The following is a 13,737-nucleotide window of genomic DNA, read 5'->3' as shown; positions in this document are numbered from 1 at the left end:
CGGTACGCGCATGCGCCGCGTTACTGCGCCGGCGGCGCCGGCGGCTCCGGCCAGGGCGAGCGCAGCTTAGTCGCCTGTTCGAACCAGTGCGACAGCTGCAGCACGCCCAGGTCGTCGAAGCGCCGGCCGGCGATCTGCAGGCCGATGGGCAGCCCGTCGCGCGAAACGCCGCACGGCACCGATGCCGCCGGCTGCTCGGACTGGTTGAACGCCGCGCTGAAATGCGAGTCCTTCAGCGGCAGGTCGCCGCCGCTGTTGATGGCGTCGGCGGCGAACGGCAGCACCGGCGACACCGGCGAGATCACGAAGTCATAGGGCTGCGTGGCCGCAACGGTGGCTTCGCGCAGCTGCTGGATGCGGGTGAAGGCCTGGAAGGTCTGCTCCGGCGTCAGCGCGCCCGCGATGTCGGCCGCCTTGCGGATATAGCCCGCGGCCAGGCTGGCGCGTTCCGGCGGCATCGCGGCGAGGTCGACGCGGCAGCGCATGGTGAAAAAGTGCGCCAGGCCCATGCGCATGTCCATGGTGGTCCAGTCGCGCACCGGCTCGACCACGGCGCCGGCCTGCTCGAACACCTGCGCGGCCGCCAGCACCGCGGCGTGCACTTCCGGGTCGACCTGCCAGCCGCCGGTGGGTTCCAGCCACAGGCCGATGCGCAGCCCGCGCACGTCGCGCGCGAGGCTGGTCCAGCCGATGTCCTGCGGCGGCAGGCTCATGTAGTCGCGGGCGTCGGGCCGGGCGATTGCCTGCATGGCGAGCGCGGCATCGGCCACGGTGCGCGTCAGCGGGCCGAGCACGCGCGCCGCCGCCGGCGGATACACCGGCACGCGGCCATGGCTGGGCTTGAGGCCGAACACGCCGCAGAAGCTGGCGGGGATGCGCACCGAGCCGCCGATATCGGTGCCCAGGTGGATCGGGCCGTAGCCCGCCGCTGCGGCCGCGCCCGCGCCCGAGCTGGAACCGCCGGTATTGCGTTCCGGGTTCCACGGATTGCGCGTCAGCGGGTGGAAGCTCGACGGCGCCGCGCCGAGGAAGCCGAAGTCCGGCATGGTGGTCTTGCCGACCACGATCGCGCCGGCCTCGCGCAGGCGCGCGGCGGCCGGGGCGTCGGCGGGCGCCGGCGCGAGCACCGTGGCGGCGCTGCCCAGCGGTGTCGGCATGCCTTGCGTGGCGATGTTTTCCTTCAGCGTCACCGGCACGCCGTCGAGCGCGCCGCACGGCGTGCCGGCCAGCCAGCGCGCTTCGGCGGCGCGGGCGGCGTCCAGCGCCTGCTGCGCATGCACCAGGTACATCGCGCCGATGGTGGGCTCCCATTGTCCGATGCGGTCCAGGACGGCCTGCACGACCTCGACCGGCGACAGTTCGCGCTGGCGGTAGTAGCGGGTCAGGTCGACGGCGCTGAGTGCGTAGAGCGGTTGGTTCATGTTGTGGTCCGTTGTGAGTGTGGTAATGCCCTTTATTTAGTCACCGTCATTCCCGCCTGCGCGGGAACGACAGGCTGACGGTCATCCGGCGCTCTACGCTTCGCCGAAGCGGTAGCCGCGCCCCGGCGCGGCGGCCAGCAGCGCGCGGGTGTAGTCCTGCCGCGGCGACAGCACCACGTCGCGGGTGGGGCCTTGCTCGACCACGCGGCCCTGGTGCATCACGATCAGCCGGTCGCAGATCTGGCTGGCCACGCGCAGGTCGTGCGTGATGAAGAGGATGCCGATGGCGAGCCGCTGCTGGATATCGGCCAGCAGTTTCAGGATCTGGGCTTGCACGGAGACGTCGAGCGCCGATACCGCTTCGTCGGCGATCAGCACGCGCGGCTCGCACGCCAGCGCGCGGGCGATGCACAGCCGCTGGCGCTGGCCGCCGGAAAACTCGCTGGGATAGCGGTGCAACGCATCGGGCCGCAGCCGCACCAGCTCCATCAGCGCTTCGGCGCGTTCCCAGGCCTGCGCGGGCGTGGCGCCGAAGTTCACCGCGCCCTCGACGATCGACTGGCCGACGGTGCGGCGCGGATTCAGCGAGCGGTTGGGGTCCTGGAACACCACCTGCACCGCGCGCCGGAATGCCGACAGCTGCGCGCGCCGCGACAGCCCGCGCGGCTGCGCCGGCAGGAGGTGGATCGCGCCCGCCGATGGCTCGATCAGCCGCGCGATGCAGCGCGCCACGGTGGACTTGCCCGAGCCGGATTCACCGACGATGCCGACGGTCTCGCCGGCATGCACCTGCAGCGAGACCTCGCTGGCCGCCTGCACCACGCGCCGGCGGCCGGGCCATGCGCCGGAGGTATACGTCTTGCCGATCGCGCTGGCGTCGAGCAGCAGCGGGCGTTCGGTGTCCGAGGGGCGGCGTGCAGGCTCCAGCCCGGGCACGGCATCGAGCAGCATGCGCGTGTAATCGGCTTCGGGACGGCGCAGGACCTGGTCGCGCGGCCCGCATTCGACTTGCCGGCCGAGCTGCATCACCACCACGCGGTCGGCAATGTCGGCGACCACGCCGAAGTCATGCGTGATGAACAGCACCGCGGTGCGGTGTTCATGCTGCAGCTCGCGCACCAGCGCCAGGATCTCGGCCTGCGTGGTGACGTCGAGCGCCGTGGTGGGCTCGTCGCAGACCAGCAGCGCGGGGCGCAGGATCAGCGCCATGGCGATGACGATGCGCTGGCGCTGGCCGCCGGACAGCTGGTGCGGATAGGCGTCATGGATGCGCTCGGGATCGGGCAAGCGCACGCGCGCAAAGATCGACAGCACCTGCTCGCGCCGCTGCGCCGCGCCGAGCGTGGTGTGCTGCGCCAGCACTTCCTCCACCTGCGCGCCGCAGCGCATCACGGGGTTCAGCGCCGTCATCGGCTCCTGGAACACCATCGCCACGCCGGTGCCGCGCAAGGCGCGCCGGCGCGCGGGCGATGCCGCCAGCAGGTCTTCGCCGCAAAGCGTAATGCTGCCGCCGGATACGTGCAGGCCCTCGGGCAGCAGGCCCATCACCGCGCGCGCGATCACGGACTTGCCGGAGCCGGATTCGCCCAGCAGGCAGACCACTTCGCCGGGCATCACCTCGAAGGATGCGTTTTGCACGGCATGGGGCCGGTCCGCGCCGGGCGGCAGGTCGATGCGCAGGTCTTGCACACGCAGGGCGGGCGCAGCGGCGTTTGCCGCCGCGGTTGGGTTGGCTGCCATCATCATCCGTTGCGCTTGTTGAACTTGGGATCGAGGGTGTCGCGCAGGCCGTCGCCGAGCATGTTGACGGCCAGCACGGTCAGGGCCAGGAACGCGCCGGGCAGCAGCACGCTATGGGGGTGCGAGGTGAAGTGCGCGCGCCCCTCGGCCATGATGTTTCCCCAGGTGGGGATGTCGGTGGGCAGGCCGATGCCGAGGAAGGACATCACCGCCTCCACCAGCATCGCGCCGGCGCAGATGAAGGTGCCCTGCACCAGCAGCGGGGCGATGGTGTTGGGCAGGATATGGCGCAGCATCAGCTTCCATGCCGGTGTGTCGAGCGCGATGGCGGCCTCGACGTAAGGCTCTTCGCGCACCGACAGCACCACCGAGCGCACCAGCCGCGCCACGCGCGGCGTATCGGGCACCGTCATCGCCACGATCACCGTCAGCAGGCTGGGCCGCCACGCGGCCACCAGCACGATCGCGAACAGGATGCCGGGGATTGCCATCATGCCGTCCATCACGCGCATCACCGGGCCATCCAGCCAGCGGAAATATCCCGACACCAGCCCCACGGCCAGCCCGAGCGCCACCGACGCCAGCGCCACGCACACGCCCACCGCCAGCGACACCCGCGCGCCGTACAGCGTGCGGCTCCAGATATCGCGGCCCAGGCTGTCGGTGCCGAATGGGAGCAGGCGCTCGAAGGTGTCGCCGGCCAGCGTCATGATCTCGGCGCGGGTGCCCGGGGCGAGCTGCGAGCTGGCCGGGTCCATGGTGTTGGGATCGATGGTGTAGAGCCAGGGCGCGGCCACGGCAAGACAGAGCATCAGCAGCAGGATGGCGCCGCCGGCGCGTACGGCGCCGTTGTCCAGCACCGTGCGCAGCCGCGAGGGGCGGCGGGCGGCCGCGGGCGCGGCGGTCTGGATGGCGGTGGTGAGTGAAGTCATGGGGACGGCCCTCAGTAGCGGATGCGGGGATCGAGCAGCAGGTAGCTCATGTCCACCAGCAGGTTGATGACCACGTAGGACACCGAGAAGAACAGCGTGATGCCCTGGATCAGCGGGTAGTCGCGCGACAGCACCGCATCGACGGTGAGCTGCCCGACGCCGGGGATGGCGAAGATGGTCTCGGTCACCACCACGCCGCCGATCAGGCCCGCGACGCTCAGGCCGATCACGGTGGCGATCGGCACCGCGGCATTGGCCAGCGCGTGGCGCGTCAGCATGCGCCACTCCTGGATGCCCTTGGCGCGCGCGGTCTGCACGAAGTCTTCGGTCAGCGCCTCGGCGACCGCGGCGCGCGTCACGCGCGCCACCAGCGCGCACGACATCACCGACAGCGTGACGCAGGGCAGCGCCAGGCTGTGCAGCCACGGCCCCGCGCCATCGGCCAGGCGCATGTAGCCTTGCGCCGGGAACCAGCCCAGGTGCAGCGAGAACAGCCAGATCATCAGGTAGCCGGCGACGAACACCGGCAGCGAGAAGCCCAGCACCGAGCCGCCCATCACCATGCGGTCGATCCAGCGCCCGCGCCGATAGGCCGCCAGCGTGCCCAGCGGCACCGCAGCCAGCACGGTCAGCGCGATGGTCAGCGCCGCCACCGACAAGGTCGGCTCCAGCCGCTGCGCGATCAGCGCGGTCACCGGCATCTTGTAGAAGTACGAGTAGCCCAGGTCGGCACTCAGCACCTGGCCGATCCAGTGGGCGAACTGGACCGGCAGCGCTTCATCCAGGCCAAGCTGCACGCGGATGCGGGCGATGTCCTGCGCGCTGGCGGCATCGCCGGCAATGGCCGCGGCCGGGTCGCCGGGCGTGAGCCGCAGCAGCAGGAAGACGATGACCGCCACCACCGCCAGCACCGGCACGGTGGCCAGGCTGCGGCGGACCAGGAAATTCAGCATGGGGGTAGCCTTGTTGGGGTAGGGTGGGAAGCTGGTTGTCTCCCCTCTCCCGCAAGCGGGAGAGGGAGCAGGCAAGCGGCCAGGCTTAAGCCTGCGCGGCGCTATTCCTTGCGCACGTTCCAGTACAGCACCGCCGGCGCGGGCAGCAGGCCGCTGACGGCCCCGCGGCGCACCACGGTAGGCGCCTTGCCTTCGCCGACCGGCGCCAGCACGCCGCTCTCGATCGCGCGCAGCTGGATCCTGGTGGCGAGGTCCTTGCGCTGCACGGCGTCAGCAGTCTCGATGAAGCGCGTCTTCAGCGCTTCCAGTTCCGCATCTTCCGGCCAGCCGAAATAGCCGCGCTCGCCATTGCCGGTCAGCGGGCTGTAGGTGACGGGGCTGCTGGCATCGACGCCGCCCCAGAAGGTGATGAAGGCATTCCAGCCGCCGTTCTCGGGCAGATCCTTTTTGGTGCGGCGCGTGATCAGCGTGCTCCAGTCGGTGGCCTGCACGTCGACATTGAAGCCGGCCTGCCTGAGCAGCTGGCCGTACACCACCGGCAAGCGGCTCAGCGCGGGTGCGTCGCCGGGCAGCATGATCACCACCGGCTTGCCGTCATAGCCGGCTTCCTTCAGCAGCTTGCGCGCCTGCTCGAACTGCGGCTTGCCGGTGAAGAAACCGGTTTGCTCGCTGGCATACGGCGAGCCGCACAGGTAGACCGAGGTGCAGGGCTTGTAGAAGTCGCGATAGGTCGCCTGCGCGCGCAGCATCGCTTCCTGGTTGATCGCCAGCATGGCCGCCTTGCGCACGCGCGCGTCGTTGAACGGCGGCACCTTGTGGTTGTAGATCACGGTGAAGGGGCCGGCCGGCATGATGTCGACCATCTGCACGCGGTTGTCGGTGCGCAGCTGCGGGTAGTGCGAAGCCGGCACGGTCTCGACGATATCGACCTCGCCGTTGAGCAGCGCATTGACCTGGGTCTGCGGGTCGCGCAGGAACACCCATTCGACGCGGTCCACGTGCACGACCTTGCCGCCGGCCAGGCCCGACGCCGGTTCCTTGCGCGGTACATAGGCGGGATTGCGGCGGTAGACCACGCGGTCGCCGGGGCGGTAATCCTCCTTCTTCAGCGTGAACGGGCCGGAGCCGGTCAGGTCGTCGATCTGCTTGTCGGCGGGCGTGTCGGCCACGCGTTTCGGCATGATGAACGGCGCCAGCGGGCTGGGCTTGCCGAGCGCGTCGAGCACCGCGCCGAAAGGCTGGCGGAAGTTCATGCGCACGGTCGACGGTCCCTCGGCGGTGATGCTCGCCATGGCTTCGAACATGCGCTGGCCCAGCACGTCGCGCTTGCCCCAGCGCGTCAGCGACGCGACCACGTCCTGCGCGGCCACGGGCGTGCCGTCATGGAACTTCAGTCCGGGGCGCAGCGTGAAGGTCCAGGTCCTGTTGTCGGCGCTGGCGCTGTACTTGTCCACCATCTGCGGCCGGATGATGCCTTTCTCGTCCATGCCGAACAGGGTGTCGTAGATCATGAAGCCATGGTTGCGCGTGATGTTCGCGGTGGTCCAGACCGGGTCCAGGATCTTCAGGTCGGAAGACGGCACGGTGCGCAGCACGGTTTCGGCGCCGGCGCTGCCGGCGGAAATCCAGGCCAGCGCGCACAGCGCGGCGGTGCCGGCGTGGCGAAGCAGGGTGGCAGACATCATGATCATCACCTGTTGGGGGGAAAGGGGAAGACGGATGGAGGACGGCCGGGAGGGCGGCACCGGCCGGCTGCTTCACTCCGGCCTGGCGGCTTGCTTGCGCAGCTTCGCCATCGACGCTTCGAAGGCCTCGCGCGAGGCGGCCTCGGCGTCGATCAGCTTGAGCAGCGTGGCGCGCAGGGCCTCGATCTCTGCGGGCGTCAGGCAGTACAGGAAGTGCGATTCCAGTTCGACGCCCAGCGGCTCGGCGCGCCGCACCAGGTCGACGCCTGCGTCGGTCAGCGACAGGCGCACCTGGCGCGCGTCTTCCGCGCAGATCTCGCGCTGCACCAGCGACTGCTTCACCAGCGTGCCGACCAGCTTGGATGCCAGCGTCTTTTCAATGGCCGATTGCTGTACCAGCTGGCCCATGGTGATCCCTGGCGCGATGCCGATCATGCGCAGCAGGCGGATGTCGCGCAGCGAGATGCCGAACTTGGCCTCGTAGACGCGTGAGCCGCGTTCGCGGGTGCGCTCGGCGGCCTGGTCGAGCAGGATGTTGATGTAGTCGGTTTTCAGCCGCAGCGCGTTACGCATAATTCGATGAAAAATTCGATAGTTGAAAATTTCAACAAATAGTAGACAGCGAGACCGCACCCCGACATGGGGAATTACCCTTGCACGCATGCACGGGCATTGATGAAGCGCTGCGCCATGCCTGCCAGGACTCGCTTACTCCCGCGCGGGAATCGGCCCCGGCGGGCGGGTGCCCTAGACTGCGCTGGCATCCCTCGCATCGCCAGCGGCCGGCGGGCATCAGAGAAGGGAGCCAAGACAGGAGACACCAACCATGCCGACCTTCCGCTCGCGGCTGCATGCCGCCATGCCCGCCATCATGCTGGCCGCATTCGCGGCCGCTGCGCATGCGGCCGATGCGCCCGCCGCCGAGCCGTATCCGTCGCGGCCGCTGACCATCGTGGTGCCGTCGGTGGCGGGCAATGTCAATGACGCGGTCGCCCGGCTGATCGGGCAGGAACTGACCCGGACCTGGGGCCAGCCGGTCATCGTCGACAACAAGCCGGGCGCCGGCACCACCACCGGCACCAAGCATGTTGCGCGCGCTGCCAAGGACGGCTACACCGCGCTGCTGACCTTCACCGCGCACGTGCAGAACCCGTCGCTGTACCCGCGCATCGGCTACGACCCGATCGCCGATTTCGCGCCGGTCAGCGAGGTCGCGATCTCGTCGACCATCCTGGCCGTGTCGCCGGACTTTCCGGCGCGCACGCTGCCGGAGGTGGTGGCGCTGGTCAAGGCCAATCCCAACAAGTATCCGTACGGCTCCTACGGTGCCGGCACCACCGGGCATATCCTGGGCGAACTGTTCAAGCGCGAGGCCGGGCTGCAGATGGATCACGTGGCCTACAAGGGCGGGGTGCCGCTGGTCACGGACCTGGCCGCCGGGCATGTGAAGATCGGCTTTGTCCCGGTGGGCACGGCGATGGCGCTGCTGCAGGGCGGCAAGCTGATCCCGGTGGCGATGGCGGGCGCGGAGCGCTCGGCGCTGCTGCCCAGGGTGCCGACCTTCCGCGAGGCGGGCTACAAGGGCTTCGAGCCCGATGCGTGGATGGGCCTGCTGTTCCCGGCCGGCGTGCCGAAGGCACGGGTCGAGGCGCTGTCGCGCGAAGTGGCGCGCATTGTGCGCATGCCGGAGATCGCGAAGAAGATGCAGGACCTGAACCTGGTGCCGGTCGGCGGCACGCCGGAAGCCTTTGCCGCGGTGCTGAAGAGCGACCGCGACAAATGGAGCCGCATCATCCGCGATGTCGGCATCACGCTGGAATGACTGGACTGACGATGCAAGAGGACGATTACCTTGGACTCGTTTGCTCGCGCTGGTGCCACTGGAGCGAGCTGGCACTGCAGCGCATTCCGCGCCAGCCGCTCGGGCCGGGGCGGGTGCGCATCCGCGTGCGGCACGCCGGCGTCGGCTTTGCGCTGAGCCTGTTCGTGTCGGGCAAGTACCAGCGCAAGCCGCCGCTGCCGTTCACGCCCGGCACCGAAGCGGCGGGCGAGATCCTGGAGGTCGCGCCGGACGTAACGCGGCTGCGCGTGGGCCAGCGCGTGGCGGCGGCGCTGGACTGGGGCGGTTTTGCCGAAGAGGTGGTGACGACCGCCGACACGGTCTATCCGGTGCCGGACGGGCTGGCGCTGGCGCATGCCGCGGCGCTGCCGGTCACCTACGGCACGGTGTGGGCCGCGCTGGCGTGGCGCGCCGCATTGCAACCCGGCGAGACCATGCTGGTGCACGGCGCCAGCGGCGCGCTCGGCACGGCCGCAGTGCAGGTGGGCAAGCTGATGGGCGCGCGCGTGATCGCGACCGCCAGCACCGATGCCAAGCGCGAGGCGGCACTGGCCAACGGCGCCGCGCACGCGCTGCCTGCCGATGCGGCCACGCTGGCGGCCTCGGTCAAGGCGCTGTGCCCGGCGGGCGGGGCCGACGTGGTGTTCGATCCGGTCGGCGGCGACCTGTTCGACGCCTCGCTGCGCTGCGCGGCGCCGGGCGCGCGGCTGCTGTCGATCGGCTATGCCAGCGGGCGTATCCCGGCAGTGCCGGCCAACCTGCTGCTGGTCAAGAACCTGTCGATGATCGGCTTCAACTACGGCTACTACATCGGCTGGGGTCTGACCGACGAGCGCCGGCGCTTCGCGCCGCGCGTGCAGCAGGTGGTCGAACAGATCATGCAGGCAGTGGCGAGCGGCAAGCTGGCGCCGCCATTGCTGCAGCACTTCCCGCTGCGCGACTGGCTGGCGGCGGTCGACACCACGATGTCGCGCCGCGCCATCGGCAAGGTCATGCTGGATATCTGAAACGCGGAGGAAGGACCAGATGCAATCCGAACAAGACGCTGCGCTGCTCGACGGCCTGACGGTGCTCGACCTGAGCCAGGGCATCGCCGGCCCCTACTGCGGGCTGGTGCTGCGCCAGCAGGGCGCGCGCGTGATCAAGGTGGAGCCGCCCGGCGGCGACTGGTCGCGCAACATGGGCCGCATCCGCGCCGGCCAGACCGCGATCGCGGTCGCGTGCAATGCCGGCAAGGAGAGCGTGCTGCTGGATGCGCGCACCGACAGCGGCCGCGCCGCCATCGCACGGCTGGCCGAGCGTGCCGACGTGGTGATCCAGAACTTCCGCCCCGGCGTGGCCGAGCGCATGGGCGTGGGCTACGAGGCGCTGGCGGCGCGCAACCCGGCGCTGGTTTACGTGTCGATCACCGGCTACGGCCATGCTGGCCCGATGGCGGCGCTGCCGGCAGTCGATACCACGGTACAGGCGGTCAGCGGGCTGATGCACCTGAATCGCGACGGCGCGGGCCAGCCGCGGCGCATCCCGTTCTTCCTGATCGACCTCAGTACCGGGCTCTATGCCGCCCAGCATGTCTGCGCGGCGTTGTTCAAGGCCGCGCGCCATGGCAAGGGGCGCCACGTGAAACTTTCCCTGCTGGAGACCAGTGCAGCGCTGCAGTCGTACCTGCTGGTGGACGATGCCATGTTCCCCGATGCCGAAATGGCGGCGGCCAATGCCCCGACCGGGTTGTTCGCCGCAGCGGACGGCATGCTCTACATCAGCATGCTCAACGACGCGATGTTCGTGCGGCTGGCGCGCGTGCTGCGCTTTGACGACTGGCTCGACGATGCCGCGCTGCGCACCAGCGCCGGCCGGCTGCCGCGCGCGGCGGAACTGAACCGGCGCGTGGCGCAGGCGGTGGCCGCGCAGCCGCTCGCGCATTGGGAAGCGCTGCTGACCGAGCATGACGTGCTGTTCGGGCGTGTCAGCCACGCCAGCGATTTCCTGCAGAGTGCGCAATGCCGGCAGGCGGGGGTTTTCGGCCGCCTGGCGCTGGAGGGGATCGGTGACGTGCCCTGGGCCAACCTGCCAGGGATGGCAGGCATGGTGCGGCCCGCGGGCGATGCGCCCACGCTGGGGCAGCACACCGAGGCGGTGCTGGCGGAGTTCGGCATCGGCGCCTGACCATCAGCGACTGGCATTGCCGCGCGGCAAAAGAAAAACGGACGGTGCGCGATTGCGTACCGTCCGTTTCCTTTGTGCGTTGGTAGGCTCGATTGGACTCGAACCAACGACCCCCACCATGTCAAGGTGGTGCTCTAACCAGCTGAGCTACGAGCCTAGCGAAGCCGCGAATTATAGGGATGCCCTCGCGATTGCGCAAGCACCTTGGCAAACTTTCCGCGATTGTGCTGCGCGCACCGCGTCGGCATGCTTTGCATCGAGGCCTCAGGCCTGCGTCAGCCGGTCGCGCAATTCGCGCTTGAGCACCTTGCCGATGGCGCTGCGCGGCAGGCTGTCGACCACGTGCAGTTCCGCCAGCCGCTGGGTCTTGCCCAGGCGCTCGTTGGCCCAGGCCAGCACGTCCTGCGCCGTCGCGCCGCTGCCGGCGCGCAATGCGACGAAGCCCACCGGCGTCTCGCCCCAGCGCTCCGACGGCACGCCGACCACCGCCACCTCGGCGACCGCCGGATGCTCGCGCACCACGGCCTCGATATCGCTCGGATAGATATTGAAGCCGCCCGAGATGATCATGTCCTTCTTGCGGTCGAGCAGCACCAGGAAGCCGTCTTCATCGAAGCGGCCGATATCGCCGGTGCGGATGAAGCGATTGCCCTGCGCATCGTGCCATTCGGTCTCGGCGGTCTTTTCCGGCTGGTTGTGGTAGCCGTTCATCATCGCCGGCGAACGGCCGACCACTTCGCCGATGCTGCCCGGCGGCAGCTCGCGGCCTTCGTCGTCGATGATGCGGATGTCGGCGTTCGGCGCGGGGCGGCCCACCGTGTGCAGCTTGTCGGGGAACTGGTGCGCGTGCAGCAGGCAGCTGCCGCCGCCTTCGGTCATGCCGTACAGCTCGGTGAGGCCGCCCGGCCAGCGGCGCAGCACCTCGGCCTTCAGCGCCGGGCTGAACGGCGCGCTGGTGCAGAACTTCTGCCGGAAGGACGACAGGTCGTGGCGGTCGAAGTCCGGATGCGCCAGCAGGCGCTGGTATTGCACCGGCACCAGCATGGTGTGCGTGACGCGGTGCTGCTGCGCCAGCGCCAGGTACTTGCCCGCATCGAACCTGGCCATCAGGATCGCCGTGCCGCCCAGGCCGATGGTCGGGAAGAAGCTGGCCAGCGTGGTGTTGGAGTACAGCGGCGTGGACAGCAGCGTGACCGCGTCGGTGCCATAGCCCGTGGCCGCGCCGCGCGACACGTGCGCCCAGCGCATGCCGTGCGACTGCACGATGCCCTTGGGTTTGCCGGTGGTGCCGGACGAATAGATGATGTTCAGCGGCATTTCCGGGCGGATACCGGGCTCCTGCACCGGCGTGCCGGCGGGGGCGAGCCAGTCCGCATAGGGCTGGCCGCCATCGCTGCCGTCGAGCGTGACGAGGGGCGTGTCCACCAGTTGCGCGCGTACCGGCTGCAATGCCGCGGCGACCGCGGCGTCGGTGAAGAGGATGCGCGCGCCGGAGTCGGCGACCATGCCGGCCAGGCTCTCCGCCGTGGATGAAGGCGCCAGCGGTGCTACCACCACGCCCGCGCGCACGGCGCCGAGATAGACCGCGGCATATTCGATCGACGAGTTCGCGCAGATCGCGATGGCCTCGCCCGGGCGCACGTCGTCGCGCGCCAGCGCCGCGGCGATGCGGTCCATGGCGGCGTCCAGCCCGGCGTAGTCGAGCACGCGGCCGTCATGCATCAGCGCGCGCTGCGTGGGGCGTTCGGTGGCATGTTCGCGCACGAGCACGGACATGGTGGTGAAGGGGCGGGTGAGCGGGGCGGGCTGGGTGGGCGTCTGGTTCATGTCGGCAAGTTCATGTCGCAAAAACGGAGCGGGCGCCGGCATCGCGGCGCCCGCCGGGAAGCGGTTACTGTATCTGCGCGCCGGAGTCCTTCACCACCTTGCTCCAGCGGTTGATCTCGGCATCGATATGCGTGCGCAGCGCGGCGGGCGTGGAGCCGACCGGCTCGTAGCCGTTGGTCGCCAGCGTGGCCTTCAGTTCGGGCTGGCGCAGCACGGTCGAGATCTCGGTGCTGAGGCGGTCGACCACCGGCTGCGGCGTGCCGGCCGGCGCCAGCACGGCGTACCAGCCGGTGATGCTGATGCCCGGCACGCCCGCTTCGGCCAGCGTCGGCACATCAGGCGCGACCGCGGCGCGCTGGCTGCCGGTCACCGCCAGCGCGCGCAGCTTGCCGCTCTTCACGTGCGGCAGCGTGGTGGAGATGCTGTCGAAGGTCAGCTGGACCTCGCCCGACAGCATCGCCGTCACCACCTGCGCGCTGCCCTTGTACGGGACATGGGTCATCCTGATGCCGGCCACGGAATCGAACAGTTCGCCCGCCAGGTGGCCGGTGTTGCCGTTGCCGGCCGAGGCAAAGGTCAGCTTGCCGGGATTGGCCCTGGCTTCCGCGATCAGCTCCTGCACGTTGTTCGCGCGCAGCGACGAGCTGCCGGCCAGGATCATCGGCAGGTTGGCCACCAGCGACACGGGTGCGAAGTCCTTGCGGGTGTCGTACGGCAGCTTGGGATAGAGGCTCGCATTGATGGCATGCGCGGCCAGCACCATGATCAGCGTGTGGCCGTCCGGCTTGGCGCGCGCCAGCGCCTGCGTGGCGATGGTGCCGCCGGCGCCGGGCCGGTAGTCGAGCACCACCGGCTGGCCCAGCTTTTCCTGCAGCCTGGCGGCCACCGGGCGCGCCAGCAGGTCGGCGCTGCCGCCGGGCGGGTAGGGGATCAGCAGCTGGATCGGTCGCGCCGGCCAGGTTTCGGCGCCGGCAGTGAACGGTACGGCCAGCGAGCCGGCGGCCAGCATGCCGGCCAGGCCGCGGACGAGCCATGCGCGGCGGCCCCGGACGGGGTGCAGGGAAGATGCCATCGATGTGTCTCCTTGTTATGCGGCCGCGGGCGCGGCCGGCGTCCCATGCAGCAGGCTGGGACGTGGATGTCACAAACGGTAAAACGGGATGCGCGGCAGCG

At 69.9% G+C, this 13,737-nt stretch carries 11 protein-coding genes and 1 tRNA gene; 3 read left to right on the top strand and 9 right to left on the bottom strand.

Annotated features, from left to right (window positions below):
- Positions 1-20: 20 nt before the first annotated feature.
- The 6 genes from JTE92_RS22180 to JTE92_RS22155 all read right to left on the bottom strand — a co-directional run bounded on the left by JTE92_RS22180 (position 21) and on the right by JTE92_RS22155 (position 7,304).
- The gene (locus JTE92_RS22180; RefSeq protein ID WP_063237904.1) at positions 21-1,421 is read right to left on the bottom strand and encodes an amidase; all 1,401 of its coding nucleotides are present in this window, start codon (positions 1,419-1,421) and stop codon (positions 21-23) included.
- 93 nt (positions 1,422-1,514) lie between these two features.
- Positions 1,515-3,161, bottom strand: coding sequence for a dipeptide ABC transporter ATP-binding protein (locus JTE92_RS22175; protein WP_116386852.1), 1,647 nt, complete (start codon positions 3,159-3,161; stop codon positions 1,515-1,517).
- 2 nt (positions 3,162-3,163) lie between these two features.
- Positions 3,164-4,093: an ABC transporter permease gene (locus JTE92_RS22170; protein WP_063237902.1), complete on the bottom strand. Its 930-nt coding sequence runs from the start codon at positions 4,091-4,093 to the stop codon at positions 3,164-3,166.
- 11 nt (positions 4,094-4,104) lie between these two features.
- Positions 4,105-5,046, bottom strand: a complete 942-nt coding sequence (locus tag JTE92_RS22165; protein WP_063237901.1) for an ABC transporter permease — start codon at positions 5,044-5,046, stop codon at positions 4,105-4,107.
- A gap of 101 nt (positions 5,047-5,147) precedes the next feature.
- A complete protein-coding gene (locus JTE92_RS22160) occupies positions 5,148-6,731 on the bottom strand; it encodes an ABC transporter substrate-binding protein (protein ID WP_063238083.1) in 1,584 nt (527 codons plus the stop codon).
- Positions 6,732-6,803: 72 nt separating this feature from the next.
- Complete coding sequence (locus JTE92_RS22155) at positions 6,804-7,304, bottom strand: MarR family winged helix-turn-helix transcriptional regulator (protein ID WP_063237900.1); 501 nt, start codon at positions 7,302-7,304, stop codon at positions 6,804-6,806.
- A 253-nt stretch (positions 7,305-7,557) separates the two neighbouring features.
- Between JTE92_RS22155 and JTE92_RS22150 the strand changes: the two genes are divergently transcribed.
- The 3 genes from JTE92_RS22150 to JTE92_RS22140 are packed head-to-tail and all read left to right on the top strand — an operon-like array spanning position 7,558 to position 10,737.
- Positions 7,558-8,553, top strand: coding sequence for a tripartite tricarboxylate transporter substrate binding protein (locus JTE92_RS22150; protein ID WP_063237899.1), 996 nt, complete (start codon positions 7,558-7,560; stop codon positions 8,551-8,553).
- 11 nt (positions 8,554-8,564) lie between these two features.
- Entirely contained in the window at positions 8,565-9,578 is a 1,014-nt protein-coding gene (locus JTE92_RS22145; protein ID WP_063237898.1) for an NADPH:quinone oxidoreductase family protein, read from the top strand.
- A gap of 19 nt (positions 9,579-9,597) precedes the next feature.
- Positions 9,598-10,737, top strand: a complete 1,140-nt coding sequence (locus tag JTE92_RS22140) for a CaiB/BaiF CoA transferase family protein (protein WP_063237897.1) — start codon at positions 9,598-9,600, stop codon at positions 10,735-10,737.
- A gap of 80 nt (positions 10,738-10,817) precedes the next feature.
- Here the strand turns inward: JTE92_RS22140 and JTE92_RS22135 are convergent.
- The 3 genes from JTE92_RS22135 to JTE92_RS22125 form a co-directional block, all read right to left on the bottom strand.
- Positions 10,818-10,894, bottom strand: a tRNA-Val gene (locus JTE92_RS22135).
- 107 nt (positions 10,895-11,001) lie between these two features.
- Positions 11,002-12,564 carry a class I adenylate-forming enzyme family protein gene (locus tag JTE92_RS22130; RefSeq protein WP_063237896.1) on the bottom strand — a complete coding sequence of 521 codons (1,563 nt, stop codon included), beginning with the start codon at positions 12,562-12,564 and terminating at the stop codon, positions 11,002-11,004.
- A 64-nt stretch (positions 12,565-12,628) separates the two neighbouring features.
- Complete coding sequence (locus JTE92_RS22125) at positions 12,629-13,636, bottom strand: Bug family tripartite tricarboxylate transporter substrate binding protein (RefSeq protein ID WP_063237895.1); 1,008 nt, start codon at positions 13,634-13,636, stop codon at positions 12,629-12,631.
- Positions 13,637-13,737: the final 101 nt, after the last annotated feature.

Origin of the sequence: Cupriavidus oxalaticus (assembly GCF_016894385.1) — a bacterium.
Classification (GTDB): domain Bacteria; phylum Pseudomonadota; class Gammaproteobacteria; order Burkholderiales; family Burkholderiaceae; genus Cupriavidus; species Cupriavidus oxalaticus.
This window is presented reverse-complemented; position numbering and strand designations above follow the sequence as displayed.